The 25,967-nt window shown below is 66.7% G+C and carries 25 protein-coding genes; 20 read left to right on the plus strand and 5 right to left on the minus strand.

Going from position 1 to position 25,967, the window contains the following annotated elements; genetic code table 11:
• Nucleotides 1-7: 7 nt before the first annotated feature.
• Complete coding sequence (locus tag N8888_RS05240) at nucleotides 8-184, plus strand: hypothetical protein (RefSeq protein WP_263177825.1); 177 nt, start codon at nucleotides 8-10, stop codon at nucleotides 182-184.
• Here N8888_RS05240 and N8888_RS05245 read toward each other — a convergent pair.
• Nucleotides 172-852, minus strand: a complete 681-nt coding sequence (locus tag N8888_RS05245; RefSeq protein ID WP_065181125.1) for a GyrI-like domain-containing protein — start codon at nucleotides 850-852, stop codon at nucleotides 172-174. The two genes, N8888_RS05240 and N8888_RS05245, sit on opposite strands and share 13 nt — an antisense overlap.
• 343 nt (nucleotides 853-1,195) lie before the next feature.
• Here N8888_RS05245 and cyoA point away from each other — a divergent pair, with 343 nt between their 5' ends.
• From cyoA to cyoD, 4 genes are read left to right on the plus strand one after another with little or no spacing between them, the layout of a single operon-like run.
• On the plus strand, nucleotides 1,196-2,236 hold the full coding sequence (cyoA, locus tag N8888_RS05250) for a ubiquinol oxidase subunit II (RefSeq protein ID WP_053518989.1): 1,041 nt from the start codon (nucleotides 1,196-1,198) through the stop codon (nucleotides 2,234-2,236).
• 2 nt (nucleotides 2,237-2,238) lie between these two features.
• Nucleotides 2,239-4,236, plus strand: a complete 1,998-nt coding sequence (gene cyoB, locus N8888_RS05255; protein WP_263177826.1) for a cytochrome o ubiquinol oxidase subunit I — start codon at nucleotides 2,239-2,241, stop codon at nucleotides 4,234-4,236.
• Nucleotides 4,233-4,865 carry a cytochrome o ubiquinol oxidase subunit III gene (cyoC, locus tag N8888_RS05260; RefSeq protein WP_253118952.1) on the plus strand — a complete coding sequence of 211 codons (633 nt, stop codon included), beginning with the start codon at nucleotides 4,233-4,235 and terminating at the stop codon, nucleotides 4,863-4,865. Before cyoB ends, cyoC begins: the two co-directional genes overlap by 4 nt.
• A complete protein-coding gene (gene cyoD, locus N8888_RS05265; RefSeq protein WP_053518984.1) occupies nucleotides 4,865-5,206 on the plus strand; it encodes a cytochrome o ubiquinol oxidase subunit IV in 342 nt (113 codons plus the stop codon). Before cyoC ends, cyoD begins: the two co-directional genes overlap by 1 nt.
• A 115-nt stretch (nucleotides 5,207-5,321) precedes the next feature.
• Here the strand turns inward: cyoD and N8888_RS05270 are convergent, their stop codons facing one another.
• Nucleotides 5,322-7,379, minus strand: coding sequence for a putative bifunctional diguanylate cyclase/phosphodiesterase (locus N8888_RS05270; RefSeq protein ID WP_053518982.1), 2,058 nt, complete (start codon nucleotides 7,377-7,379; stop codon nucleotides 5,322-5,324).
• A gap of 149 nt (nucleotides 7,380-7,528) precedes the next feature.
• Here N8888_RS05270 and radA point away from each other — a divergent pair, with 149 nt between their 5' ends.
• The 3 genes from radA to N8888_RS05285 all read left to right on the plus strand — a co-directional run bounded on the left by radA (nucleotide 7,529) and on the right by N8888_RS05285 (nucleotide 13,315).
• Nucleotides 7,529-8,905: a DNA repair protein RadA gene (gene radA, locus N8888_RS05275; RefSeq protein WP_053518980.1), complete on the plus strand. Its 1,377-nt coding sequence runs from the start codon at nucleotides 7,529-7,531 to the stop codon at nucleotides 8,903-8,905.
• Nucleotides 8,906-9,103: 198 nt separating this feature from the next.
• Entirely contained in the window at nucleotides 9,104-10,960 is a 1,857-nt protein-coding gene (locus tag N8888_RS05280; RefSeq protein WP_164150734.1) for an ATP-binding protein, read from the plus strand.
• A 48-nt stretch (nucleotides 10,961-11,008) separates the two neighbouring features.
• Entirely contained in the window at nucleotides 11,009-13,315 is a 2,307-nt protein-coding gene (locus N8888_RS05285) for a tetratricopeptide repeat protein (RefSeq protein ID WP_263177827.1), read from the plus strand.
• A 79-nt stretch (nucleotides 13,316-13,394) separates the two neighbouring features.
• On the opposite strand, the gene N8888_RS05290 is transcribed toward N8888_RS05285, so the two are convergent.
• Nucleotides 13,395-14,189, minus strand: a complete 795-nt coding sequence (locus tag N8888_RS05290) for a cytochrome C assembly family protein (protein WP_053518974.1) — start codon at nucleotides 14,187-14,189, stop codon at nucleotides 13,395-13,397.
• A 122-nt stretch (nucleotides 14,190-14,311) separates the two neighbouring features.
• Here N8888_RS05290 and ffh point away from each other — a divergent pair, with 122 nt between their 5' ends.
• From ffh to N8888_RS05340, 10 genes are all read left to right on the plus strand, one after another.
• Nucleotides 14,312-15,688 carry a signal recognition particle protein gene (ffh, locus tag N8888_RS05295; protein ID WP_053518973.1) on the plus strand — a complete coding sequence of 459 codons (1,377 nt, stop codon included), beginning with the start codon at nucleotides 14,312-14,314 and terminating at the stop codon, nucleotides 15,686-15,688.
• Nucleotides 15,689-15,778: 90 nt separating this feature from the next.
• Nucleotides 15,779-16,855, plus strand: coding sequence for an NAD(P)H-dependent flavin oxidoreductase (locus tag N8888_RS05300; protein ID WP_253118959.1), 1,077 nt, complete (start codon nucleotides 15,779-15,781; stop codon nucleotides 16,853-16,855).
• Nucleotides 16,852-17,634 (plus strand): aminotransferase class IV family protein, encoded by a 783-nt coding sequence (locus N8888_RS05305; protein ID WP_263177828.1) that lies wholly within the window; start codon nucleotides 16,852-16,854, stop codon nucleotides 17,632-17,634. Before N8888_RS05300 ends, N8888_RS05305 begins: the two co-directional genes overlap by 4 nt.
• Before the next feature lie 136 nt (nucleotides 17,635-17,770).
• Nucleotides 17,771-18,031, plus strand: a complete 261-nt coding sequence (rpsP, locus tag N8888_RS05310) for a 30S ribosomal protein S16 (protein WP_005415733.1) — start codon at nucleotides 17,771-17,773, stop codon at nucleotides 18,029-18,031.
• A gap of 44 nt (nucleotides 18,032-18,075) precedes the next feature.
• Entirely contained in the window at nucleotides 18,076-18,588 is a 513-nt protein-coding gene (rimM, locus tag N8888_RS05315; RefSeq protein ID WP_053518968.1) for a ribosome maturation factor RimM, read from the plus strand.
• A gap of 2 nt (nucleotides 18,589-18,590) precedes the next feature.
• Nucleotides 18,591-19,349: a tRNA (guanosine(37)-N1)-methyltransferase TrmD gene (trmD, locus tag N8888_RS05320; RefSeq protein ID WP_053518966.1), complete on the plus strand. Its 759-nt coding sequence runs from the start codon at nucleotides 18,591-18,593 to the stop codon at nucleotides 19,347-19,349.
• A gap of 154 nt (nucleotides 19,350-19,503) precedes the next feature.
• Nucleotides 19,504-19,905 (plus strand): 50S ribosomal protein L19, encoded by a 402-nt coding sequence (gene rplS, locus N8888_RS05325; RefSeq protein WP_053518963.1) that lies wholly within the window; start codon nucleotides 19,504-19,506, stop codon nucleotides 19,903-19,905.
• Nucleotides 19,906-19,987: 82 nt separating this feature from the next.
• Nucleotides 19,988-20,368 (plus strand): DUF6404 family protein, encoded by a 381-nt coding sequence (locus N8888_RS05330; protein ID WP_053518961.1) that lies wholly within the window; start codon nucleotides 19,988-19,990, stop codon nucleotides 20,366-20,368.
• Nucleotides 20,369-20,447: 79 nt separating this feature from the next.
• Nucleotides 20,448-20,882 carry a DUF1801 domain-containing protein gene (locus tag N8888_RS05335; RefSeq protein WP_263177829.1) on the plus strand — a complete coding sequence of 145 codons (435 nt, stop codon included), beginning with the start codon at nucleotides 20,448-20,450 and terminating at the stop codon, nucleotides 20,880-20,882.
• 38 nt (nucleotides 20,883-20,920) lie between these two features.
• Nucleotides 20,921-21,328: a DUF1801 domain-containing protein gene (locus N8888_RS05340; RefSeq protein ID WP_053518959.1), complete on the plus strand. Its 408-nt coding sequence runs from the start codon at nucleotides 20,921-20,923 to the stop codon at nucleotides 21,326-21,328.
• Between the two features lie 19 nt (nucleotides 21,329-21,347).
• Here N8888_RS05340 and N8888_RS05345 read toward each other — a convergent pair whose 3' ends face one another.
• Complete coding sequence (locus tag N8888_RS05345) at nucleotides 21,348-22,805, minus strand: MATE family efflux transporter (protein ID WP_065174644.1); 1,458 nt, start codon at nucleotides 22,803-22,805, stop codon at nucleotides 21,348-21,350.
• Between the two features lie 62 nt (nucleotides 22,806-22,867).
• Here N8888_RS05345 and N8888_RS05350 point away from each other — a divergent pair, with 62 nt between their 5' ends.
• Nucleotides 22,868-23,104, plus strand: coding sequence for a hypothetical protein (locus N8888_RS05350; protein WP_053518955.1), 237 nt, complete (start codon nucleotides 22,868-22,870; stop codon nucleotides 23,102-23,104).
• Between the two features lie 9 nt (nucleotides 23,105-23,113).
• Entirely contained in the window at nucleotides 23,114-23,521 is a 408-nt protein-coding gene (locus N8888_RS05355) for an Hsp15 family ribosome-associated heat shock protein (RefSeq protein ID WP_053518953.1), read from the plus strand.
• A gap of 108 nt (nucleotides 23,522-23,629) precedes the next feature.
• Here N8888_RS05355 and katG read toward each other — a convergent pair whose 3' ends face one another.
• On the minus strand, nucleotides 23,630-25,870 hold the full coding sequence (gene katG / locus N8888_RS05360) for a catalase/peroxidase HPI (RefSeq protein ID WP_111186811.1): 2,241 nt from the start codon (nucleotides 25,868-25,870) through the stop codon (nucleotides 23,630-23,632).
• Nucleotides 25,871-25,967 lie beyond the last annotated feature (97 nt).

Here is a 25,967-nt window from a genome sequence, read left to right on the forward strand (position 1 = left end):
CTGGCCCATGCGGATGATGTTCGGCAGCAACAGCCAGACGGTGGGCGAGCAGGTGCTGAGCTGGAACCTGGGTGTGACCAGCCGGGCCAGCGAGCGGCTGTCGGTGATGGTCGACTACGTGGGCGAGCGCCGCGACGGCCAGCTGCAGAATGGCGTGCAGCTGGGCCTGGGTTACCGGTTCTGATGCAGGGAGGACGTCCTCGCCCGCCGGGCGGGGGCGTCCACCGGCGGCTCATCCGCCTCTACCGCCCGCACAGGTTGGCGCAGGAGTGTCTTGAGTCGCGAAGGAGCGGTCTTCCGTGGGTCGCTCAGATAGATCTCATGGTGCGGGCCGGCAAACGTGTAGCCCAGCGATGGCATCACCTCCTGGTGCAGCCTCGCGAGTGTCGGGCCTTCATCCTCATAGGGGCCCACGTGCAGCGTTTGCAGGCAGAGACCCTCCTCCAGCCGCTGCAGGCGCAGGCTGGAGGGTGGCGCACCGAGCTTCGCCCTCACCTTCTCCGTTGCTGCAGCGAACCGCGGCGTGTCGACGGCATCCGGGGTGCGGATCATCAGGGTCCAGGTCCATTCGTCCTTGCGGCGGGCGACGAAGCTGCCCGGATCCTCAGCGCTCCACAGCCCCTCCAGCGGCGCAACCACATGGTCCTGTCCCACCGCCTTGAGGGCGAACTTCAACGCATAGCTGACGGAGTAAAGCCAGCGTACGGCCTCGGCGTAGGCGATTGCCGTGTTGGGGTCGCCGCGGCCGTCAATCATCACGAACGGCAGGGAGGGCACTTGGAGCAGGACGAAGTCGCCGGTCGGCGCCCGGTACAGGGTGCGGTCAAGCGTCTTGAAATCGACTTTGCCCATTGGAGCTCTCCAGTAGACGGACAGCATCGCACGCGCGTCAGCATGCCACAGTTCCTGAATGCGTTCATTCGACTTTGCCGAACGAGGGATTCCGGCGTGGCGACACCTGCGGCTGCGATGCTCCGCGCCCCATTGCGCGCACGGTGCGACAACGTGTCGCAGCCAGAATGGGGCCTTTCCTGCGGAGGATCATTGTCAATGCCTTTCTTAAATGGTGGGTGACGGCCTAAAATTGCAAGGCTGACTCGACCCCACCTCCCTGCCTGTCTCCGGACGGGTGGGACCGGCTTTGGCCGGAGCGGGCAGGACGGGGAACGGCATTCCCTCGCAATTGGATCGACCGATGATTCCGTTGAAAACCCTTGGGCGCTGGTTGCGCCCGGGCCTGCTGCTCGCAGTGCTGGTGATGCTCACCGGCTGCGATGCCGTGGCCATCCTCAGTCCGAAGGGCCAGATCGGCCAGGATGAGAAGACCCTGCTGATCACGGCCACCGTGCTCATGCTGCTGGTCGTCATCCCGGTCATCATCATGACCCTGACCTTCGCGTGGAAGTACCGCGCTTCCAACACCAAGGCCCGTTACGAGCCGAAGTGGTCGCACTCGACGGCGATCGAGGTGGTGGTGTGGTCGATCCCCTGCATGATCGTCCTGGTGCTGGCCGTGCTGACCTGGCGCTCCTCGCACGCGCTGGATCCGTACAAGCCGCTGGAATCGGACGTCAAGCCGGTCACCATCGAGGCGATCTCGCTGGACTGGAAGTGGCTGTTCATCTATCCGGAAGAGAAGATCGCGGTCGTCAACGAGATCAAGTTCCCGGTCAACACTCCGCTGAACTTCAAGATCACCTCCGACACGGTGATGAATGCCTTCTTCATCCCGCACCTGGGCAGCATGATCTATTCGATGGCGGCGATGGAGACCAAGCTCCACCTGATCGCCAACGAAACCGGTGAATTCCCGGGCATGTCCTCGCACTACAGCGGTGCGGGCTTCGCCAAGATGCACTTCACTGCCTATTCGGTCACCGATGCCGAGTACCGCCAGTGGCTGGACCAGGTCCGCGCCGGTGAGCAGACGCTGGACAAGGCCTCGTTCAAGGCCCTGGGTGAAGCGCGCAATGCCGAGTGGTATCCGGTGACCTACTACGGCCGGTCCGAGGAGGGCCTGTTCGACTGGGTCATCGCCAAGCACATGGGCGACAACAAGCACTACGGCATGAAGCACGCCCATGCGGGCGCCGCTGCCGCCGATGCTGCCAGCCATGAAGGGCACGAAGGCCACGCCCCGAGCGAAGAGCACAAGTCCAAGGAGTCCGGGGAAAACCTGGATGCCACTGAACACGAGCACGCCGGCCACGCCGGTCATGCGGGCTCGGGAGAATGAACATGCTGGGAAAACTCTCTCTTGAGTCGATCCCCCACGATCCGATCGTGCTGACCACACTGGTCGGTGCGGTGCTGGGTGGCCTGGGCGTCGTCGCCCTGATCACCAAGTTCAAGCTGTGGGGCTATCTGTGGAAGGAGTGGTTCACCTCGGTGGATCACAAGAAGATCGGCGTGATGTACCTCATCGTCGCCTTCGTCATGCTGCTGCGCGGTTTCTCCGACGCGATCATGATGCGCACCCAGCAGGCCATCGCCGTCGGTGGCTCCGAGGGTTACCTGCCGCCGCACCACTACGACCAGATCTTCACCGCCCACGGCGTGATCATGATCTTCTTCGTGGCGATGCCGTTGATCACCGGCCTGATGAATCTGGCCGTGCCGCTGCAGATCGGTGCGCGCGACGTCGCGTTCCCGTTCGTCAACTCGCTCAGCTTCTGGCTGTTCGTCGCCGGTGCGGTGCTGATCATGCTGTCGCTGTGGATCGGTGAGTTCGCCGCCACCGGCTGGCTGGCATTCCCGCCCTTGTCGGGGATCGAATACAGTCCAAGCGTAGGCATGGACTACTACATCTGGGGTCTACAGGTGGCGGGTCTGGGTACCACGCTGAGTGGTATCAACTTCTTCATCACCATCCTCAAGATGCGCACGCCGAGCATGAAGCTGATGCAGATGCCGGTGTTCACCTGGACTGCCCTGGTGACCAACGTGCTGATCGTCGCTGCCTTCCCGGTGCTGACCATCACCCTGGTGCTGCTGACCCTGGACCGTTACCTGGGTACGCACTTCTTCACCAATGACGGTGGCGGCAACGCCATGCTGTACATCAACCTGATCTGGATCTGGGGCCACCCGGAGGTGTACATCCTGGTCCTGCCGGCGTTCGGCGTGTTCTCGGAAGTGATCGCCACGTATTCGCGCAAGGCCCTGTTCGGTTACAAGGGCATGGTCTACGCCACCGCCTGCATCGGCGTGCTGTCGTTCATCGTGTGGCTGCACCACTTCTTCACCATGGGTTCGGGTGCCAACGTCAATGCCTTCTTCGGCATCACGACGATGATCATCTCCATTCCCACGGGCGTGAAGATCTTCAACTGGCTGTTCACCATGTTCCGCGGCCGCGTGCAGTTCACCACGCCGGTGCTGTGGACGATCGGCTTCATGGTCACCTTCACCATCGGCGGCATGACCGGCGTGATGCTGGCCATCCCGGCCATCGATTTCGTGCTGCACAACAGCCTGTTCCTGATCGCGCACTTCCATAACGTGATCATCGGCGGCGTGGTGTTCGGCATGTTCGCGGGCATCACCTACTGGTGGCCGAAGATGTTCGGCTTCCGCCTCAACGAGTTCTGGGGCAAGTGCGCGTTCTGGTGCTGGTTCATCGGCTTCTACGTGACCTTCATGCCGATGTACGTGCTGGGCTTCATGGGCATGACCCGTCGCCTGCAGAGCACGGTCAATCCGGCCTATGAGCCGCTGCTGCTGGTTGCTGCTGCAGGTGCCTTCATCGTCGGTGCCGGCATCCTGTGCCAGATCATCCAGGTGGCCGTGTCGATCCGCGACCGCAAGAAGACCGTCGACCTGACCGGCGATCCGTGGGATGCCCGTACGCTGGAGTGGGAAACCTCTTCGCCGCCGGCGTTCTACAACTTCGCCACGCTGCCGGACGTCACCGAGCTGGACGATTTCTGGGAGCGCAAGCAGCGCGGTGAGGCCTGGCCGAAGCCGGCGAAGTACACCGACATCCACATGCCGCACAATACCGGCACGGGTGTTGTCATCGGTGCCTTCAGCCTGGTGTTCGGCTTCGCGATGATCTGGCACATCTGGTGGCTGGCCATCGTCGGCTTCGTCGGCATGATCGCCACGTTCATCTACCGCACCTTCGACCAGGACGTGGACTACTGGGTCCCGGCCGCCGAGGTGGAACGCATCGAGAACGAACACCGCAAGCACCTGGAAGCCCAGGGCCTGGTGAAGTCGGAGCTGAAGGCATGAGCACCAATACCTCGACCCTGAGCCACGGGCACGCCGCGCATGCGGCGGCCCATGACGACCACGAGCATCACGACACCGGCGGCAACACCGTCTTCGGTTTCTGGGTGTACCTGATGAGCGACTGCCTCATCTTCGCGTCGCTGTTCGCCACCTATGTGGTGCTGGCCGGCGGCACCGATGGTGGCCCCGGTCCGAAGGACCTGTTCGAACTGTCGTTCGTGGCCTGGGAAACCGCGCTGCTGCTGACCTCCTCGCTGACCTTCGGTCTGGGCATGATCGCCCTGCACCGCAAGCAGGTGGGTCAGATGTACCTGTGGCTGGCAATCACCTGGCTGCTGGGCTTCGGCTTCATGTGCATGGAAGTGTGGGAATTCCAGCACCTGATCCACCAGGGCTATGGTCCGGACCGCAGTGCCTTCCTGTCGGCGTTCTTCGCCCTGGTCGGTACCCACGGCCTGCACGTCAGCGCCGGCCTGCTGTGGCTGCTGGTGATGTTCGTGCAGCTGAAGAAGTACGGCCTGACCCCGACCAACAAGACCCGCATGGCGTGCCTGAGCCTGTTCTGGCACTTCCTGGACCTGATCTGGATCGGCGTGTTCTCCGTCGTCTACCTCAATGGAGCGCTGTAATGGCACATGACAACCACGCACACGATCATGGCACCGGTGGCGAAAGCCACGGCAGCGTGAAGTCGTACCTGATCGGCTTCGTGCTGGCAGTGGTGCTGACCGTCATCCCGTTCTGGATGGTGATGTCGGGCGACTTCTCCCGCACCGTCAACGGTGTGGTGATCGCGATCACCGCCGTGCTGCAGATGCTGGTCCACCTGGTGTTCTTCCTGCACCTGGACCGCTCCTCGGAGAGCCGCTGGAACGTCAACGCTGCTGCCTTCACCATCGTGGTGATCGGCATCATCGTGGTCGGCACCCTGTGGGTCATGCACAACATGAACGTGCATATGATGCACTGACGTCCCCGCGACGTTGCCACGCAGAAAGGCCGCCCCCGGGCGGCCTTTCTGTTGTCGGGTGGATGGGGTCGGATCCCATGTCGCAGGCGAGGGCTCCGAACTCGCACGACGGGCCTCACCCCACCTTGCGCAGGAACTCCTCGGCATCCATCGGCCGACCCAGGTGGTAGCCCTGCAGCTGGTCGCAGCCCAGTTCGCTCAGATACTCGCGCTGGGCCTGGGTCTCCACGCCCTCGGCCACCACCTGCAACTGCAGCGTACGGCCCAGGGCGATGATCGAGGAGACGATCGCGGCGTCTTCGGCATTGCGTTCCAGGTCGTGCACGAAGGCCCGGTCGATCTTCAGCTCGGTGGCCGGCATGCGCTTGAGGTAGAGCAGGCTGGAATAGCCGGTGCCGAAATCGTCGATGGCGATGTGCACGCCCATCGCGGTGAGATCGTTGAGAATCGCCAGGCTCGCGTCGACATTCTTCATCGCAGTCGTTTCGGTGATCTCAAGCGTCAGCAGAGGCGGATCGATGGCGTGTCGTTCCAGCGCCGCACGCACGCTGGCCAGCAGCGTCGGCGAGGCGAACTGCAGGGGAGACAGGTTGACCGCCATCGTCCAGCCGCGATGGCCGGCATCATGCCACGCACGCAGCTGGGCGCAGGCGCGATCCAGCACCCAGTCACCGATCGGCAGGATCAGCCCGCTGCGCTCGGCGATCGGGATGAACACGTCCGGTGCCAGCAGGCCCAGTTCCGGGTGCTGCCAGCGCAGCAGCGCTTCGGCGCCGCTGGCGGGGGCATCGGCGGCGGGAAATTTCGGCTGGTAGTGCAGCACCAGTTCGTCCCGGGCGATGGCCTTGCGCAGATCCTGCAGCAGCCGCAGCTGGCGGTTTGCACTGAGCTGCATCGAGGGAGTGAAGAACGTGTAGCCGTTCCGGCCAGTGTCCTTGGTGTGGTACATGGCTGCATCGGCGTGGGCCATCAGCTCGCGTTCGTTGCCGGCGTCGTCCGGGTACAGGGCGATGCCGAGGCTGGCGCTGACCTGCAGCTCGGCCGCGTCGAGAATGAAAGGCTCGCTGGCCGCGGCGATGATGCGCTCTGCGACGACCACGGCGTCATCCGGGATGTCGATCGCCAGCACGATCACGAATTCGTCCCCGCCCAGGCGCGCGAAGGTGTCCTGCGGTCGCAGCAGGCCGCCGATGCGTTGCGCGACGGCGACCAGCAGGCGATCACCCAGTTGATGACCGTAGGCGTCGTTGACCGCCTTGAATCCGTCAAGATCGCAGAACATCACGGCCACCGCGTGCTGGTGCCGGCAGGCTTTCTCGATGGCCTGTTCGATGCGGTCCTGCAGCAGCATGCGGTTGGGCAGCTGGGTCAGCGGGTCGTGCAGCGCAGCCTGGATCAGCCGGTTGTTGGCGTGCGCCAGCGAATCGGCCAGCAGCCCGGTGCGGACCCGCATCTGGCGATCGAACAGGGAGGCCACCAGCGCGATGCCAAGCGTCGCCACGGTGGTGACGATGACCAGTACCGCCAGCCAGCGGGCATCGATGCCGCCATTGACCACGGCACCGCAGATGCTGCCGTCCGCGAAGCGTGCGGCGGCCATGCCGGTGTAATGCATGCCGACGATGGCCAGCCCCATCACCAGCGAGGCGAGCAGGCGCAGGCGCAGCGTGTTGCGCTGCTCGGTGCGCAGGCGGAAGGCGATCCACAGCGCAGCGCCGGCTGCGCCGATGGCCACCACGATCGATGTCGCGAACCAGCCTGGGTGGTAGTCGATGCCGGGCTGCATGCGCATGGCGGCCATGCCCAGGTAATGCATGGCCGCGATGCCGGTGCCCATCAGCACCGCACCGGCCAGCAGCCGCCGTCGCGGCAGGCTGGGGCGGGAGACCAGCCACAGCGCATAGGCCGATGCGCCGATCGACACGGCCAGGGAGTAGAGGGTGATGGCCAGGTCGTAACCGATCGGGATCGGCAGGTCGAACGCCAGCATGCCGATGAAGTGCATCGACCAGATGCCCAGGCCCATCGCGGCGGCGCCACCAGCCAGCCACCAGCGGGCGACGCGTCCCTGCGCGCTGGCGACACGCCCGGCCATGTCCAGGGCCGTGTACGAAGCAAGAATGGCCACCAGCAGAGAGATGGCGACCAGGCTCTGACTGTAACTTCCAGTCATGTTGAATCCAGTGGGAAAGGGAGGGGCGCCCGCAAGGCGCACGCCCGCGACCCCTATCGGCGCAGGTGGGCGGTACTTGAGCGGTCGCAGCACCTGCGACCGGGCTCGGCTATCCTGCCACGCCCGTCCCCGCCGCAGGAAATTCCCAGATGGCAAAAGCCCGCACCGCCTACGTCTGCAATGAATGCGGCGCCGAGTACAGCAAATGGCAGGGCCAGTGCACCGAGTGCAATGCCTGGAATTCGCTGTCGGAAATCGTCCTGGAAAGCGCGGCGGCGGCCAAGGCGCCGGCATCGCGGCGGGCCGGCTGGGCGGGCAAGGTCGATCCGCCGAAGATCACCGCCCTGAAGGACGTGGAGCAGACCGAGCATCGCCGGGTCAGCACCGGCATCGGCGAGTTCGACCGCGTGCTCGGCGGCGGCCTGGTGGAGGGGGCGGTGGTGCTGGTCGGCGGCGATCCCGGCATCGGCAAGTCGACCCTGCTGCTGCAGGCGGTCGCCAGGATGGCGGCCGAGCTGCCGGTGCTCTATGTCACCGGCGAGGAGTCTTTGGCCCAGGTGGCCGGTCGCGCGCATCGGCTGGAACTGCCCCTGGATGGCGTCAACGCGCTCGCTGAAACCGGCGTCGAGTCGATCCTCCAGCACGCGGCCAAGGCCGGCCCGCGCCTGATCGTGGCCGACTCGGTGCAGACGCTGTGGACGGAAAGCCTGACCGCCGCACCGGGGTCGGTCAGCCAGGTGCGCGAGAGTGCCGCACGGCTGGTGCGTTTCGCCAAGGAAACCGGCACCGCCGTGTTCCTGGTCGGCCACGTCACAAAGGAAGGTGGCATCGCCGGCCCGCGTGTGCTGGAACACATGGTCGATGCGGTGCTGTACTTCGAAGGCGAAAGCGGCAGCCGCTTCCGGCTGCTGCGTGCGTTCAAGAACCGTTTCGGCGCGGTCAACGAGCTGGGCGTGTTCGCCATGGGCGACAAGGGCCTGAAGGAGGTCTCCAATCCGTCGGCCATCTTCCTGTCCGGTGGCAGTACGCATCAGCCCGGCAGCTGCGTGATGGTGACCCGTGAAGGAACCCGTCCGCTGCTGGTGGAGGTACAGGCGCTGGTCGACGCGTCGCCGCTGTCGAACCCGCGCCGTGTCGCCGTAGGCCTGGAGCAGAACCGTCTGGCCATGCTGCTGGCGGTGCTGCACCGGCACGGCGGTGTGCTGGTGGGCGACCAGGATGTGTTCGTCAATGTCGTCGGCGGCATCCGCGTGCAGGAGACGGCCGCCGACCTCCCGGTGCTGCTGGCGGTGCTGTCGTCGCTGCAGGACCGGCCGTTGGCCGAGAAGACCATCGCCTTCGGCGAAGTGGGCCTGTCCGGCGAGATCCGGCCGGTGCCCAATGGTGAGGACCGGCTGCGCGAGGCGGCCACCCATGGTTTCAGGCGTGCGATCGTGCCGAAGGCCAATGCGCCCAAGGGCGGCTCGGTCAAGGGCATGGAGGTGATCGCCGTGGAGCGCCTGTCCGAGGCGATCGACGCGGCGTGATTCCATCGGAGGCGCGCCGGCGGCCGCGATCCTGTTGAGCCGGGCCACGCGCGTCTGCTTCCCCGGCGAAGGACCGCCGGGCATGGGCCAGACGCTGCAGACGTCAGATGCGGCTACGGTCAGCCTCCCTGTGCTAGTTTTTCCCGCTCGACGAAGGCGCCCTGTGGCGCCTTTCCGTGCCCAGGAGTAAACGATTACATGCAGGACCCCGCGCTTACCGCCCCCGCCGCCGAAATCCGCCGAGCGGGCGTCGACCTCAATGGACTGATGACGGTGCTGGGCAAGCACCTGTACTCCACGCCGATGGTGGCCCTGCGCGAGCTGGTGCAGAACGCGCATGACTCGATCATCCGCCGTCGCATCGAGCAGCCGGGCAGGGACGTGCCTTCCCGGATCTCCGTCCAGGTCGACGCCACCGCCGGCGTGCTGCGCATCAGCGATACCGGGGCGGGCCTGACCCGCCAGGAGATCCACGATTACCTGGCGACCGTCGGTGTCGGCTACACCCGTGGCCTGCGCCAGGGCGGCGCCGACGAGGATGGCCTGATCGGCATGTTCGGTCTCGGCTTCCTGTCCGCCTTCGTGCTGGCGCGTCGGGTCAGCGTTCGCACCACCTCCTACCAGACGCCGGAACTCGGCCATCTGTACGTGTCCAGCAATGCCGAGCAGTACACGGTCAGCGAAGTGCCCGCGCGCGAGATCGGAACCGAAGTGGAGCTGGAACTGCACCCCGACTTCCTGCCGCTGGCCAACGAAGCACGCCTGCACGAGGTGCTGGGGCGGTACTGCGCGCTGCTGTCCGAACCAATCTTCATCGGTGCCGCCACCTCGGCGATCAATCCGGAGCCGCCGCCGTGGCGGGCGCAGGGCGAGGTCGCGCTGCACCCGGTGCAGGCGCGCCGGCAGTCCCTGCAGTTCGCCGCGCGTTTCGAGCATGACTTCGAGCCCATCGTCACCCTGCCGCTGCGCGCCGATGGCGTCAGCGACGCCACGGGCCTGTTGTGGGTGCAGGATGGCGCCACCTATGGCACCAGTGACAACCGCAATCTGTCAGTGTTCGTGCGCGGCATGCTGCTGGACGACGATGCACGTGACCTGCTCCCGCCCTGGGCCGGCTTCATCGGTGGCGTGATCGAGTCCTCGCGGCTGACGCCCACCGCCAGTCGTGAGGATCTGCAGCGCGATGATCATTACCGCGCCGTGCAGCATGCCCTGCTGGAGGCGTTGATCGATGGCCTGGCCGAGGTCGCACGGCAGCAGCCTGAAGCCTGGCGCCGGGTGCTGGCCCGCCACAACGAAGCGCTGCTGGGCGCGGCGCTGTGTGATGACCGCTTGTTCGAACTGCTGGTGGAGCACGTGCGCGTGCCGACCTCGCAGGGCGATCTGCCGGCCAGCGCGCTGCCGGCACGCGGCGCCGTGCATGTGATCCTCGACAACGGTGGCGGTTTCGAAGAGATGCTGTTCCGCGCGATGGGGGTGCCGGTCGCGCATGGCCATCGTTATGCGGTGGTTCCGTTCCTGCGTCGCTGGGCCCAGGCCAAGGGCCTGCGTCTGGTGGAACTGGGCACCGAGCAGGGCAACCGCGCGCTGTTCCGTACCGATGACAGCCTCGATGAGGCGCAGCTGGCCTGGCTGCGTGAGCAGTTGGGCGATGGTGAGCAGCTGCTGCCGGCGCGCTTCAGTCCGGAGGCACTGCCGGTGGTGGTGGTGCCCGACCGCGAGGCCGAACTGAAGCAGCGGCTGGAGGACGACGAGAACGACAAGCGTGTGTCGATGGCCGCGCTGCGGCTGGCCCGCCAGTTCACTGCACGCATCGAATCGCGTGCACCGTCGCGGCTGTATCTCAACCTCGACAACACCGCGGTGCAGGCGCTGCTGCGCGCACAGCGCGAAGGCCACCCGCAGGCCGAAGCGGCTGCACGCCTGCTGCGCTCCCTGAAGATCATCGTCGCCGCGCAGGGCAGGCCCCTGGCGCGGACGACGGCAACCGCAGGCCCCGACCTCAATGGAGCCTTCACCGACATCGCGGGCGCGCTGCAGCAGATGCTGCGATGACGCCCGCTCTCATCCAGCCTTCGCTAGACAGGAGCACGTAATCCCCTCATGGACATCTGGAACTGGGTAGAAAAACTGCAGGGCGACCTGCGCCAGGCCGGGCAGGCGCAGAACGCGCACCTGCTGAACCGCCTTGCAGACGACGTCAGCGAGCTGCAGGTCGACCGCGTCGATGCGCTGTTGCCCGAGGCGCGTGCGCTGGGCAAGGCGCTGGACAATCCCTGGGTCGATGTCTACGTCGGCCACTGGGCGCTGCGCAACCGCGTGGGCAACCGCGTCGAAGGTGAAAGTGCACTGGGCGAGGCGGTCGCGCTGTTCGAGCGTGCGCATCGCGAGGACACCCTGGAGTGCCCGCAGTCGATCTGCGTGACCCAGGATCTGGCCGCCTGCTACGGCAACATCGACGGCCCCGGCTGGGTGCCCGAACGGGTCGAGGTCTGCGACGAGACCCTGGCACGCATCGATCCGAGCTGGGCCTGCTTCCAGTGCCTGAGCTGCGAGAAGGCGGACGCGCTGCTGGACGACGATCGGGGCCAGGAGGCGCTGGATTACCTGCAGGCACAGGCCGACGCGATCGAGGCCTGCGGCAAGGAGGTGTTCGACAGCTTCCCGGAGATGCAGATCAAGATCCTTCTGGGCCTGGGCCGCGCTGAGGAAGCGCTGGCGCTGATCGAAAAGCGGGAGGCCGAGGTGGTCGCGTCGGGCGAGTATGAGCCGGCCAACTGCACCGTGCCGCGCCGCCTGTCCAAGGCCTGGGCGCTGGCACAGCTGGGCCGCGACGAAGAAGCGCTGCAGCAGATGGTGCCGTGGAGCGAACTGACGCCGAACTACTGGCGACTGTGGGCGAACACCGCCGCTGCGCTGTGCCGGCGCGATCCGGCGCGCAACACCTGGGACCTGGGTACGCGCTTCAACACCATCATCGAACATTTCGCCCGCGTCGGTTCGCACCGGCTGTTGATCGAGGTGGCTGCACTCAGCCTGGAGCTGGCGCTGCAGCGGGGCGCGCGCTGGGTGGCGCAGCGGCAGCTGGGCCTGGCCCGTGCCCACCTTCCGCAGCTGCGCCAGGACCGCGGCGCGTCCGCGCTGGTGGCCGCCCTGGCTGCACGCGTGGAAAGCCTGCCGGAGGTCGCGCCGTTGCCGGTGCCGGCCACGGAGCTGCTGGCGTGGCTGGAAGCGCGCGGGGAGCAGAACCACTCGCGCGATCCCGAGCAGGAGGCGCAATGGTTGCTGCAGGCCCACGCACAGTGTCCCGATGATGAGCCGTTGGCCGACACGGCGGCTTCGGCGCTCAATGCCTGCGGCGCGCAGGCCGAAGCACGCACACTGCTGTGGGACTTCGTGGCGGCGCATCCGCAGCACGATGGTGCCGCGGCCTACACGCTGATGCGGTGGCTGGCCGAACAGGGCGATGACGCGGGCCTGCGCCGGTTGGCGGATGTGTTCCGCGACAGCGTGCCGGTGTTCGCCCACTGGTGCGAGGTGCAGCGCGCGCGCCGGGTGTCCGACTGGCCGGCGTTGGAGCTGGCCGCAAAGGCACTGCTGGAGCTGTCGCCGGGATCGCATGGCGCGCGTGGCACGCTGGCCCGCATGTACATGGAGACCGGACGCTTCAGCGATGCCCAGGCCTGCTACGCGCAGCTGATCGAACTGCTGGAGGAGCCCAATGCCGCGCATTGGGACCACATGAGTGCCGCCAGCGCCGCGCATGACTGGGACGCCGTGCGGCGGTCGGCGGCGGCGATCGGCATGGAACTGTCCAGCACCGAGGGTGTGGTCGAAGAGCCGTGGGGCTGGGTGATCATCCGCAGCGAGGAAGAGGGCGAGCCGATGGAGTACTACGCCCGGCGCAGTGGCCCGGTGACCGCCCGCATCGTCGAGAACGCGCCGGCCAACCGCGCCCAGCAGGTGGGTGACTGGGTGGTGTTCGACGCGGCGCTGGTGCATCCGGCACCGGAAGACGAGGAGGCACGCGAGCACTTCATCCCGACCTACGCACAGGTGCATGTGCTGGAGCGTGGCGGCTTCGCCCGCAGCTGGCTGATCGACGGCGCCCATCCGGGTGAGGACGCCTGGAATGCCCTGGTCGAGGCGGTTGAGGCGCAGGGCTGGAAAATCTGGGCCCACAGCCGTCCCGACTACACCGTGACCGACCCGGAGGCCGAGGATGGCACGCTGCCGGGGCTGCTGTTCACCATCGCCCAGCCTCAGGATCACGCACCGCTCGCGCTGCACCGGTTCCTGCAGCAGGCCACCGCCGGCTGGGCACATCCGCTGTGCTGGCTGCGCCTGGCCGAAGCCTGCGACCAGGATCGCCAGCCGCATCTGGACGTGATCGAGCGGTACGGCCTGTAGGCACGCCTCGCTCGCCGGGGCATGGCCCGGCGCCACTGCTCTGCGCCGCCGGGCGATGCCCGGCGGACCTGTCATCCGATCAACGGGAGTGTCCGAACACCAGCTCGATCGCGAACTGGCTGCCGAAGAAGGCCAGCAGCAGCAACAGCATGGCCGTCAATGTCCAGTGCACCGCCTTCACCCCGCGCCAGCCGTAGCGGCGGCGGCCGATCAGCAGCACGCCGAAAACGATCCACGACAGCACGCTCAGTACGGTCTTGTGCACCAGCTTCTGTGCAAGCAGGTCATCGACGAACAGGACGCCGGTGACCAGGGTCAGCGTGAGCAGGGCGAAGCCCACCGCGATGACCCGGAACAGCAGCGCTTCCAGATCGGCCAGCGGGGGCAGGGCGCGCAGCCAGGGCCGGAATTCGCGGCGGCGCAGCGCGCGTTCCTGCAGCCACAGCATGATCGCCAGCAATGCCGCGATGCTCAGCGTGGCGTAGGCCAGCAGGGCCAGCCAGGCATGGCTGGCCAACCGCCAGCCCAGCACCTTGCTCGGCTCGTGGCCATAGCCGTGATAGGCCAGCAGCAACAGTGCCGCGAGCGGAAACACCACCACGCCCAGCGCGGACATGCGGCCGCGTGCACCCACCAGCGACGTCAGCCAGGCCATGCCCAGGCCGACCAGCGACAGCGCCGCGAAGAAATGCATGTCCGGCCCGCCGTTCGTGCGCATCGCCACCATCACGTGATAGCCGCCATGCAGCACGATGGCTGGCAGCGCCGGCCACAGCCAGGCGGGCGAACCTACGGCACCATCGCGGCCGAGCGCGCGCACCAGCAGGACGCTGGCGGCCAGGTAGAGCAGGACGGCGATGAGAACGATTGTCATCGTGGCAGTTTCGCATACCCCCGGGGTGCTGGCGACGGCCGCCGTGTCGCAGCCCGGGAGCAGGGGCGGACCGGCTATACTGTGTGCCTTATTGTCCCCCGTTTTCAGACAGGTCGCACCGCATGTTCGAGTCCCTGACCCAGCGCCTTTCCGGCACCATCGAGCGCCTGCGCGGCCGTGGCCGCCTGACCGAGGAGAACATCCGCGAGGCCACCCGTGAGGTCCGCATCGCGCTGCTCGAGGCCGATGTCGCGCTGCCGGTGGTACAGGCGCTGATCGAGCGCATCAAGGTGCGCGCCGTTGGCCAGGAAGTATTGAAGTCGCTGACCCCCGGCCAGGCGCTGATCAAGGTCGTCCGCGACGAGCTGACCGCGGTGATGGGCGCTGAAGCCAGCGACCTGAACCTCAACGTGCCGGCGCCGGCCATCATCCTGATGGCGGGCCTGCAGGGCGCCGGCAAGACCACGACCGTGGGCAAGCTGGCCAAGCACCTGAAGGAAAAGCGCAAGAAGAAGGTGATGGTGGTCTCGGCCGACGTCTACCGTCCGGCGGCGATCGAGCAGCTGAAGACCCTGGCCGAACAGGTCGGCGTGCTGTTCTTCCCGTCCAGCGCCGACCAGAAGCCGGAAGCCATCGTCCGCGCCGCCATCGACGATGCGCGCAAGTCGTTCGTCGACGTGCTGCTGGTCGATACCGCCGGCCGCCTGGCCATCGACGAAGCGATGATGGCCGAGATCAAGGCCCTGCACGCAGCGGTCAACCCGGCCGAGACTCTGTTCGTGGTCGATGCCATGACCGGCCAGGACGCGGCCAACACCGCCAAGGCCTTCGGGGATGCGCTGCCGCTGACCGGCGTGGTGCTGACCAAGACCGACGGTGACGCCCGTGGCGGTGCCGCCCTGAGTGTGCGCTACATCACCGGCAAGCCGATCAAGTTCGTCGGTGTCAGCGAAAAGCCGGACGGCCTGGATGTGTTCCATCCGGACCGCATCGCCAGCCGCATCCTGGACATGGGCGATGTGCTGTCGCTGGTCGAGCAGGTAGAGCAGCAGGTCGACAAGGACAAGGCGGCCAAGCTGGCCGAGAAGGTCGCCAAGGGCAAGAAGTTCGACCTGAACGACATGCGCGACCAGCTGGAGCAGATGCAGAACATGGGCGGCATCGGCGGCCTGATGGACAAGCTGCCGGGCCTGGGCAACATCCCGGACCACCTCAAGCAGCAGGTCAGCCAGGGCAAGGAAGTGCCACGCATGATCGCCATCATCAGTTCGATGACCAAGAAGGAACGGCGCAATCCGAACCTGCTCAACGGCTCGCGCCGCGCGCGCATCGCCAAGGGCTCGGGCGTGACTCCGGCCGACGTCAACAAGCTCATGAAGCAGTACATGCAGATGGAAAAGATGATGAGCAAGATGGCCGGCGGCGGCATGAAGGGCATGATGCGCAGCATGAAGGGCATGATGGGCGCCATGGGTGGCCGCGGCATGCCGTTCCGTTGATCAACATCGGGGGCGGAACCTGTTCGGATCCGACCCCGCCTGCAACGACTGGCGTATGCTGGGCGGCGACCTCTCCCGCAGGTATGTCGCGTGAACGCATCGCCGATTCTTGAACGCGCCGACGCCTTCTGTCGGCGTTTTTCATTGCAGCTTCCGATCCTCCTCGCCCCCATGGCCGGTGCCTGTCCGGTGCCGTTGTCGGCGGCGCTGGCCAATGCCGGCAGCATGGGCGCAATGGGCGCGGTGCTCTCCTCGGCCGCCGATATCGGGCGGTGGATGGATGAGTTCCGGGCCATTTCCACCGGCCCGGCGCAGGTGAACCTGTGGTTGCCGGACCCGGCGCCGACGCGCGACGTGGTCGCCGAATCCGCCAGCCGTGCCTTCCTCGCGCAGTGGGGACCGGAGGTGCCGGCCAGTGCGGCCGATGCCACGCCAGCCGATTTCGAGGACCAGTTCGCTGCGTTGCTGGCCGCGCGCCCGGCGGTGGCCTCGACCATCATGGGTGTGCTTTCCCCCGCGCATGTGCAGCGGTTGAAGGACGCCGGCATTGCCTGGATCGCCTGTGCCACCACGCTGGCCGAAGCGCGGGCTGCACAGGACGCCGGGGCCGATGCGGTGGTGGCACAGGGGGCTGAAGCCGGTGGCCATCGCGGGGCCTTCGATCCGGCGCTGGCCGAACGCCAGCTGGTCGGCCTGTTCGCACTGCTGCCGCGGCTGGCGGACCATCTTCAAGTTCCGGTGATCGCGGCCGGTGGCATCGCCGACGGGCGTGGCATCGCCGCGGCATTGACGCTGGGTGCCAGCGCGGTGCAGATCGGCACCGCGTTCCTGCGCACACCGGAGGCAGCACTGGCGCCGGCCTGGGCCGACGCGCTGGCGATCACGGAACCGGAGGATACCTGGCCGACGCGTGCGTTCAGTGGCCGACTGGGCCGCGGCCTGGCAACGCCCTATGTACGCGCCGCTGCGGCGGCCGGTGCGCCGGCTCCGCGCCCGTACCCGGTACAGCGTGGACTAACCGGGCCGATGCGCGCGCAGGCCACACGCGAGAACCGGCTGGCGGCGATGCAGGCCTGGGCCGGGCAGTCGGCGTGGATGGCACCGGCGCGGCCGGCCGCTGACGTGCTGCGCGGCATGTGGGAACAGGCGCAGGCGCTGCTGCGATGATGCTGACCTGCAACGGCCAGCCGGCGCAGGTGGAGGATCTGCTGCCGGCGCTGGTGAATTACGGTCACTTCACCTCGCTGCAGGTGCGTGGCGGAGCAGTGCAGGGATTGGACCTGCATCTGGCTCGACTGTCGCAGGCCACACGAGACCTGTTCGGCAGCGAGCTGGACACCGCGCAGGTGCGGGGCTGGATGGCGCAGGCGCTGCAGAGGGCCGGTCTTGCCGACGCCTCGCTGCGGGTGACGGTGTTCTCGCGTCACTTCGACTTCCGCGATCCACTGGCCCGCGTGGCGGTCGATGTGCTGGTGGCGGTATCCGCGCCGGTATCGCTGTCCACGCCGCGCCGCGTGCGCAGCGTCACCTGGCAGCGGGAGCTGCCGCAGATCAAGCACGTCGGCACGTTCGGCCTGTTCGCGCAGCGGCGCGCGGCGATGGCCGACGGGTTTGACGACGCGCTTTTCGTGGACACGCAGGGGCACGTCAGCGAGGGCACGACCTGGAACGTGGCCGTGCATGATGGGCACCAGCTGATCTGGCCACGCGCCGCCGCGCTGCGGGGTACCGCAGAGGCCCTGCTGCGTGCGCATTGGAACGGACCGCAGGTGTGCCGGCCCCTGCCGGCAGGCGCCCTGCATGGAGTGCAGGCTGCGTTTGCCTGCAACGCCAGCGGACTCTGGGCGCTGCAGATCATTGATGGGCGGGCCCTGACCGGCTCGCTGGCGTTGGCTGAACAGGGCCGGGCGGTACTGGCCGGCGTGCCGTGGCAACCGCTTTCCTGAACGGATGCATGGCCTGCCGGCCGCCGGGCATGGCCCGGCGCTACCGTGACGCATGGGGTTGGCTCGGTCACGCTCTGCCGCTATAATCGCCCGCTTACCTCGCCATCCTGGCGACTGGGCAATAGGAAAACACACCATGGTCAAGATTCGACTGACCCGCGGCGGCGCCAAGAAGCGTCCGTTCTACCACATCATCGTCACCGACGTGCGCAGCGCGCGCGACGGCCGCAACATCGAGCGCGTTGGCTTCTACAACCCGGTCGCCCAGGGCGCCGAGAAGCGCATCGAGCTGGATCTGGCCCGCGTTGACCATTGGGTCAAGAACGGCGCCCAGCCGACCGACAAGGTCCGCAACCTGATCAAGGAAGCGACCAAGTCCCAGGCCGCTGCGGCCTGATCCTGACGGGCCACGCTCCGGCGTGGCCCTCCTGGTTGAAGCAGATGAAAGATATCGAGCGCCGCATCCTGCTGGGCAGGATTGTCGGCGCTTTTGGTGTGCGCGGCGAGATCAAGCTCGAGTCCTGGACCGAGCCACGTTCCGCCATTTTCCGTTACCAGCCATGGATCGTGCGCAGTCCGTCCGGCGTGGAAACCACGATTGAAGGTGTGCGGGGTCGCGACAGCGGCAAGCACCTGGTCGCGCGTTTCCCCGGCGTCGAGGACCGTGACGCGGTCGAAGCCATGCGTGGCACCGAGATCTACGTGCCGCGCAGCGCGCTGCCGCCGCCGAATCCGGATGAATATTACTGGGTCGACCTGGAAGGCCTGGACGTGAAGACGACCGAGGGCGTTGCCCTGGGCCAGGTCTCGCACCTGTTCAGCACCGGTGCCAACGACGTGGTGGTGGTCCGTGGCGACCGCGAGCGGATGATCCCGTTCGTGCTGCCGGACTTCGTCGTTTCGGTGGACTTCGAGGCGAACCTGGTCGTGGTCGACTGGGATCCCGAGTTCTGAGCATGCGTTTCGACGTCATCACCCTGTTCCCCGAGTTCCTCGCCCAGTCTGCTGGACTGGGCGTGGTCGGACGCGCGCAGGAGAAAGGGTTGTTCAGCCTTCACGGCTGGAATCCCCGTGATTACGCCGAAGGCAACTACCGCCGGGTGGACGACCGTCCCTTCGGCGGTGGCCCGGGCATGGTGATGCTGATCGAACCGCTGCAGGCCTGCCTGCAGGCGATCCGCAATGCCGATCCGACCCCGGCCAGGGTGATCTACCTCAGCCCGCAGGGGGCGCCGTTGACCCAGGCCAAGGTCCGTGAACTGGCGGCGCTGCCGCGCATGGTCCTGCTCTGTGGGCGCTACGAGGGCATCGACGAGCGCTTCCTGGAAGCCAATGTCGACGAGGAGATTTCCCTAGGCGACTACGTGCTGTCCGGCGGCGAGCTGGGCGCAGCGGTCATCATCGACGCCGTGGCCCGCCTGCAGGAGGGGGCCCTGAACGACGCTGAATCGGCGGCACAGGACAGCTTCGAGGGCGACCTCGGCCTGCTCGACTGCCCGCATTACAGCCAGCCGGCCCAGCACCCGCTGGGTGACGTGCCGGAGGTGCTGCGCTCGGGCAACCACGCGGCCATCGCCGCCTGGCGCCGCCAGCAGTCCCTGGTCCGTACCGCCCAGCGGCGCCCGGACCTGCTGGATGAACAGGCGCTGGGCAAGACCGACCGCAAACTGCTGGAGCAGGGCCGTCAGGCCCGGAAACAAAAGGCCAGCCCCTAGCGCAGGGCTGGCGTTATCGGCTATCATGGCCAATTCCCGCCGGCCCCGGCTGGCGTGCGCAGTACCCAAAACAAACGTGCAGCACAGTCCGGTGACTGCATGAGCCTACGTTGTCGAATCGACACGCCCACCCGAACAAGAATCGGTGTAACCCATGAGCAAGCTGAACAAGTCCATCGTCGCGGAATTCGAATCCGCCCAGATCACCCGCGAACTGCCGAAGTTCAGCCAGGGCGACACCGTTGTCGTCAACGTGAAGGTGAAGGAAGGCAACCGTGAGCGCGTGCAGGCCTACGAAGGCGTTGTGATCGGCACCAAGAATGCCGGCCTGAACTCCTCGTTCACCGTCCGCAAGATCTCGCACGGCTACGGCGTCGAGCGCGTCTTCCAGACCCACAGCGCCATCATCGACTCGGTCGAAGTGAAGCGCCGCGGCAAGGTCCGCGCCGGCAAGCTGTACTACCTGCGTGGCCTGGAAGGCAAGGCTGCCCGCATCAAGGAAGACCTGGCTGCCGCTGCGCAGGCCAAGGCTGCCCGTCTGGCCGAAAAGGCCTGATAGACAACTCCGGTTGTTGCCGCGACGGCCGCCTTCGGGCGGCCGTTTGCGTTTGTGCTCCTGCATCCGCTAGGTTCGTGCGATGAACAAGAACGACCTGCGCTATCCCGACCGCATCCGCGCGGCGCTTCGTCTGCTGGACGACAAGGGGCTGCCGCGCGCGCAGTCCGCACCGTTGCTGCATCGGACGCTGTGGCGGATGGGCGTCGCTGTGCCGCCGCCGATCCTGGCCGGTTTCCGCATCAACGCGCTGGTGCAGGGGCTGCTGTTCGGCCTGTTCTGGTGCGCCCTGATGTGGCTGCTGCTGTGGCAGGGCGGTGAGCGTCCACTCGGCCTGCTGCTGGGTGCCGGATTGCTGGCGGGCGGCCTGTTCGGTGTGGTGATGGCGCTCCTGATGCGCTCGCTTCAACGCCAACGACAGCTGCCCGAATGGCGCCAGTTCCTGGCCTCGCTGGCGGACTGAAGCGATGGCGCAGTGCGCCGTGACCGCAGGCTGCCGATGGCGCTAGTCTGCGGCTTCATTCCCATGCATGCGCCGTGCGATGCCTTCCAAGCGAGCCGCACCTTCCACTGCACCCAGGCTCCTGTCCGGGGGAAATCCGCAGATCGCCAAGGGCGAGGGTGATGCGCCGGTGCAGGCGTACATCGCCGCCATGCCGGACTGGAAGCAGCCCATCGGCGCACGCCTCGACGCACTGATCGGCCAAGCCGTGCCCGACGTGCACAAGGCGGTGAAGTGGAACTCGCCGATGTACGCGGTGGCCGCCGATGCCGGCTGGTTCCTCAGCTTCCATTGCTTCGCCCGTTACATCAAGGTTGCGTTTTTCCGCGGTGCGGCCCTGCAACCGATGCCACCGGAGCCGTCCAGAAGCGCCGATACCCGCTACCTGCACATCACGCAGGAGGGCATGCTGGATGAAGCGCAGTTCCTCGAGTGGGTCCGCCAGGCCGCTGCATTGCCCGGCGAACGCATGTAAGCCCGCCATTCCGGACGTTCCGCCGACGAGAGCACACGATGACCACGCATGCACCGAACCCCGACGACGCCGGAACACCCGCGGCCGCACTGATCGATGCGCGCATCGCGGAACTGGGTGACTGGCGCGGTGAAACGCTGGCACGCGTTCGGGCGCTGATCCATGAAGCGCTGCCGGAGGTGCAGGAAACCTGGAAATGGCGGGGCACACCGGTATGGGAGCATCACGGCATCCTGTGCACCGGTGAGACCTACAAGCAGGCAGTGAAGCTGACCTTCGCCCAGGGGGCGGCCTTGCCGGACCCGAAGCGCCTGTTCAACGCCAGCCTGGAAGGCAACACGCGGCGCGCGATCGACATCCATGAAGGCACCATGCCCGATGCCACGGCGTTCAAGACCCTGATGCGCGCGGCGGCCAAGCACAACGCCGCGAAGAACAAGCGGTAGCACCGGGCCATGCCCGGCGCTACCGGGTCACGGCATCCGGGTCCGCCACCGGTGACGGTGGGCAGGCGGGAATCTCCGACGGTGTGGCAATCGCCTCGGCCTTCGCGGGTGTGCTGATCATCTTCGCCTTGCGCCATCCCCCCCAGCGGTAGTACGCCAGCGACAGCAGCATCGACACCAGAGAACTGACCGGGAAACTCCACCAGATCGCATCTGCACCCCAATAGGGCTGCAGCAGTTCGGCGAACGGAACGCGCACGCCCCACAGTGACGCGGCCAGGATCAGAAGCGGTGGAATCACCGCACCCGTCGAGCGCACCACGCCGGAAATCACGAAGCTCACGCCGAAGAACAGGAACGAGCCGATCACGACATGGTTGAGGTGGCGCGCGATCTGCAGCGACTCGCTGCCCTGCGGCAGGAACAGGGCCAGCGAGTACTGGTCCAGCAGCACCAGCGGCAGGATCAACGCACCGGTCAGCAGGAAATTGAACAGCACGCCCTTGCGTGCGGTGCCGCGAACGCGATCCCACTGCTGGGCACCCACGTTCTGTGCGGCCATCGTGGAACAGGCCGCGCCGATCGCCATCGCCGGCATCTGCACGTAGTTCCACAATTGCAACGAGGCGCCATAGGCCGCTGCAGTTTCGGTGCCGTACTGGTTGACCATGGTCATCAGCAGGATCACCGACAGCGAGATCAGCACCATCTGCAGGCCCATCGGCACGCCTTTGACCACCAATGCCTTGAGGATGGTCAGGTCCAGCTTGAACAGGCGCATGTCGGCGCGACCCAGCCACAGCGTGTGGCGCTTGTGCCGCATGTACAGCAGCAGGCCGCCCAGCGAGAGGGTCTGCGACACCAGCGTGGCCCAGGCCGAACCGGCGATGCCCAGCTCCGGGAACGGACCCATGCCGAAGATCAGTACCGGATTCAATGCGATGTCTAGCACGACCGACAGCAGCAGGAAGCGGAACGGCGTACGCGAGTCACCGGCACCGCGCAGCGCGGCGCTGAGGAAGGCAAAGGCATACAACGTCGGCATGGCCAGGAAGATGATGCGCAGATAGGCCTCGGCCAGTGGCAGCGAGGCCGCCGGCGTGCCCATCGCCGCCAGCAGCGGATGGGCCATGAACCAGCCGGCGATGGCGATGATCGCCGACAGGCCGATGAAGAACGTGGCACTGGTGCCGACCACGCGCCGTGCCTGGGCGATATCCCGTGCACCGATGGCCTGGCCGATCAGGATGGTGGAGGCCATGCCGAAGCCGAACACCGAACCGATCAGGAAGAACATGATGTTGTTGGCGTTCGCGGTGGCAGTCAGTGCCGCTTCGCCGAGGAAGCGCCCGACCCATACCGCGTTCACCGAACCGTTCAGCGACTGCGCGATGTTGCCCGCCAGGATCGGCAGCGAGAACAGCAGGAGATTGCGGCCGATCGGGCCGGCGGTCAGGTCAAGCGGCGCTTTGGCCATGGGGTGGTGATCGAATCCTGGGAGGCGCACACTAGCACCAAGCCGGTTCGCGGGATGTGGCAATGCATCAACGACAGCAGGTGAGGTCGATGACGTTGGCCTTGATTGGCGGCCTGTTGGCCGCATGTTCGTCGGGAGACCGGCTGGGCGATACCCAGGTGCGGCCGACCGACCGCCCCGAATGTCTGGTCGGCAGCCAGCGCCAGGATCTCGCTGCCGGAGCACCGACCCTGATCGGGGGCAGCGGCTGCCGCACCGACCCCGACAATCCGCGTCCCCTGAACAAGCGAACGGAGTAGTACCTGCCGATGCCTGAGCTTTCCCCGCTGTCGCCCAGTGTCCGCCTGGACATCTGGTTGTGGGCGGCCCGTTTCTTCAAGACCCGCAGCCTGGCCAAGCAGGCCATCGAAACCGGCAAGGTCAGCGTGGCCGGTCAGCGGCCGAAGTCCTCGCGCGCGGTGCGCGTGGGTGAGCACCTGCAGGTCGATCGCGGCGAGGAGCATTTCGAGATCCAGGTGATGGGCCTGAGCGACCAGCGCGGGCCTGCCCCGGTCGCGCACCAGCTGTATGCCGAGAGCGAGGCCTCGAAGGCACGGCGCGCCGAGCAGCGCGCACTGCGCATCGCCGCGCGCGACGGCTTCCAGCCACCGGAGCACAAGCCGGACAAGCGCGCGCGGCGTCTGATCCGCGCGCTGGGCGACATCGACGCGCTGTAACGCGAACGCCCCCAAGGCAGCGCCGGGCCATGCCCGGCGAGCCCTTCAGTGGCAGCGCCGGGCCATGCCCGGTGGGCCTTCCGACAGCAGCGCCGGGCCTGCCGGTGATCAGCCGTGCAGGTCGTAGCGGTCCAGCTCCATCACCCGGGTCCACGCCGCGACGAAGTCCTGCACGAACTTCTTCTCGCCGTCTGCACTGCCATAGACCTCTGCCAGCGCACGCAGCACCGCATTGGATCCAAATACCAGATCAGCACGGGTGGCGGTCCAGCGTGCGGCGCCGTCGTTGCGGCTGCGGCCTTCGTAGGTTTCACGACCGGTGGCCTTCCACTGCGTGCCCATGTCCAGCAGGTTGACGAAGAAGTCGTTGCTGAGTGTCCCGGGCCGATCGGTGAAGACGCCGTGCGCGCTGCCATCGGCATTGGCACCCAGTACGCGCAGGCCACCGACCAGCACGGTCAGCTCCGGGGCGGTCAGCGTCAGCAGTTGCGCCCGGTCGATCAGCAGCGCTTCGCCCGGAACGCTGTAGGCGCCCTTGAGGTAGTTGCGGAATCCATCGGCCGCCGGTTCCAGCACCGCGAACGATTCCACGTCGGTCTGCTCCTGGCTGGCGTCGGTACGGCCCGGCGTGAACGGTACGCTGATGTCATACCCACCGGCCTTGGCGGCCTGTTCGATGCCCACGCCACCGGCCAGCACGATCAGGTCGGCCAGCGACACCTGCCTTTCACTGCCGGCATTGAACCCGCTCTGCACCTTTTCCAGTGCGGCCAGCACCTTGGCCAGACGGGTGGGCTGGTTTACCGGCCAGTCCTTCTGCGGTGCCAGGCGGATGCGCGCACCATTGGCGCCGCCCCGCTTGTCCGAGCCACGGAAGGTGGAGGCCGATGCCCAGGCCGTGGAGACCAGTTCAGGGACGCTCAGGCCGCTTGCGGCGATCGCCTGCTTCAGGGTGGCCACGTCCCTGGCATCGATGAGCGGGTGCTTTGCGGCCGGCAGCGGATCCTGCCAGATGAACTCTTCGGCCGGCACTTCCGGCCCCAGATAGCGCGCGCGCGGCCCCATGTCGCGATGGGTCAGCTTGAACCAGGCGCGCGCGAACGCATCGGCAAACGCCTGCGGATCGGCCAGGAAGCGGCGCGAGATCTTTTCGTAGGCGGGATCCATGCGCAGCGACAGATCGGTGGTCAGCATGGTCGGGCGGTGCTTCTTCGAGGCGTCGTGCGCATCGGGAATGACCGCCTCGGCATCCTTGGCCACCCATTGATGCGCGCCGGCCGGACTCTTGGTCAGTTCCCATTCGTACTTGAACAGGTTCTCGAAGAAGTCATGGCTCCACTGCGCTGGAGTACGGGTCCAGGTGACTTCCAGGCCACTGGTGATGGTGTCGCCGCCCTTGCCGCTGCCGAAGCTGTTGGCCCAGCCCAGGCCCTGGCTCTCCAGATCGGCCGCTTCAGGCTCCTTGCCGACGTTGTCTGCCGGGCCGGCGCCATGGGTCTTGCCGAAGCTGTGCCCGCCGGCGATCAGCGCCACCGTTTCTTCATCGTCCATCGCCATGCGGCCGAACGTGTCACGGATGTCATGTGCAGCCAGTACCGGGTCAGGATTGCCGTCGGGGCCCTCGGGATTCACATAGATCAGGCCCATCTGCACTGCGGCCAGCGGGTTCTCCAGCTTGCGCGAATGCACGTCGCCATCGGCATCGTCATCGGACACCAGCACGCCGTGGGATTCCACCACGCCTTCGGAGCCGTGCTTGTAGCGCACGTCACCGCCCAGCCATGTGGTTTCGCGGCCCCAGTACACATCCTGATCCGGTTCCCAGGTATCGGGACGGCCACCGGCGAAGCCCAGTGTCTTGAAGCCCATCGACTCCAGCGCGACATTGCCGGTCAGGATCAGCAGGTCGGCCCAGGAGATGGCCTGGCCGTACTTCTGCTTGATCGGCCACAGCAGGCGTCGCGCCTTGTCCAGGCTGACGTTGTCCGGCCAGCTGTTGAGCGGAGCGAAGCGCTGCTGGCCGCGGCCGCCGCCACCGCGGCCATCACCGATGCGATAGGTGCCGGCGCTGTGCCACGCCATGCGGATGAACAGGCCGCCGTAGTGACCGAAATCGGCCGGCCACCAGTCCTGCGAGTCCGTCATCAGTGCTTTCAGGTCTGCCTTCAGCGCGGCATAGTCCAGGCTCTTGAACGCCGATGCGTAATCAAAGCCGGCATCGAGCGGGTTGGAGCGCGCGGAATGCTGGTTGAGCAGGTCCACGCGCAGCTGGTTCGGCCACCAGTCGCGGTTGGTCGTCGCGTCACCGACGACGGCATGGTTGAAGGGGCACTTCGCTTCGCTTTTCATGGGTCTCTACCTGTGGACTGGCGAAAGGTGGAATCGGGGGAGGCCCGACCCACATTAGGTGGCGCCTGTGGATCGGTAAATTCGATTGATTCAACCA

The organism is Stenotrophomonas maltophilia (assembly GCF_025642255.1).
Taxonomy (GTDB): Bacteria; Pseudomonadota; Gammaproteobacteria; order Xanthomonadales; family Xanthomonadaceae; genus Stenotrophomonas; species Stenotrophomonas maltophilia_P.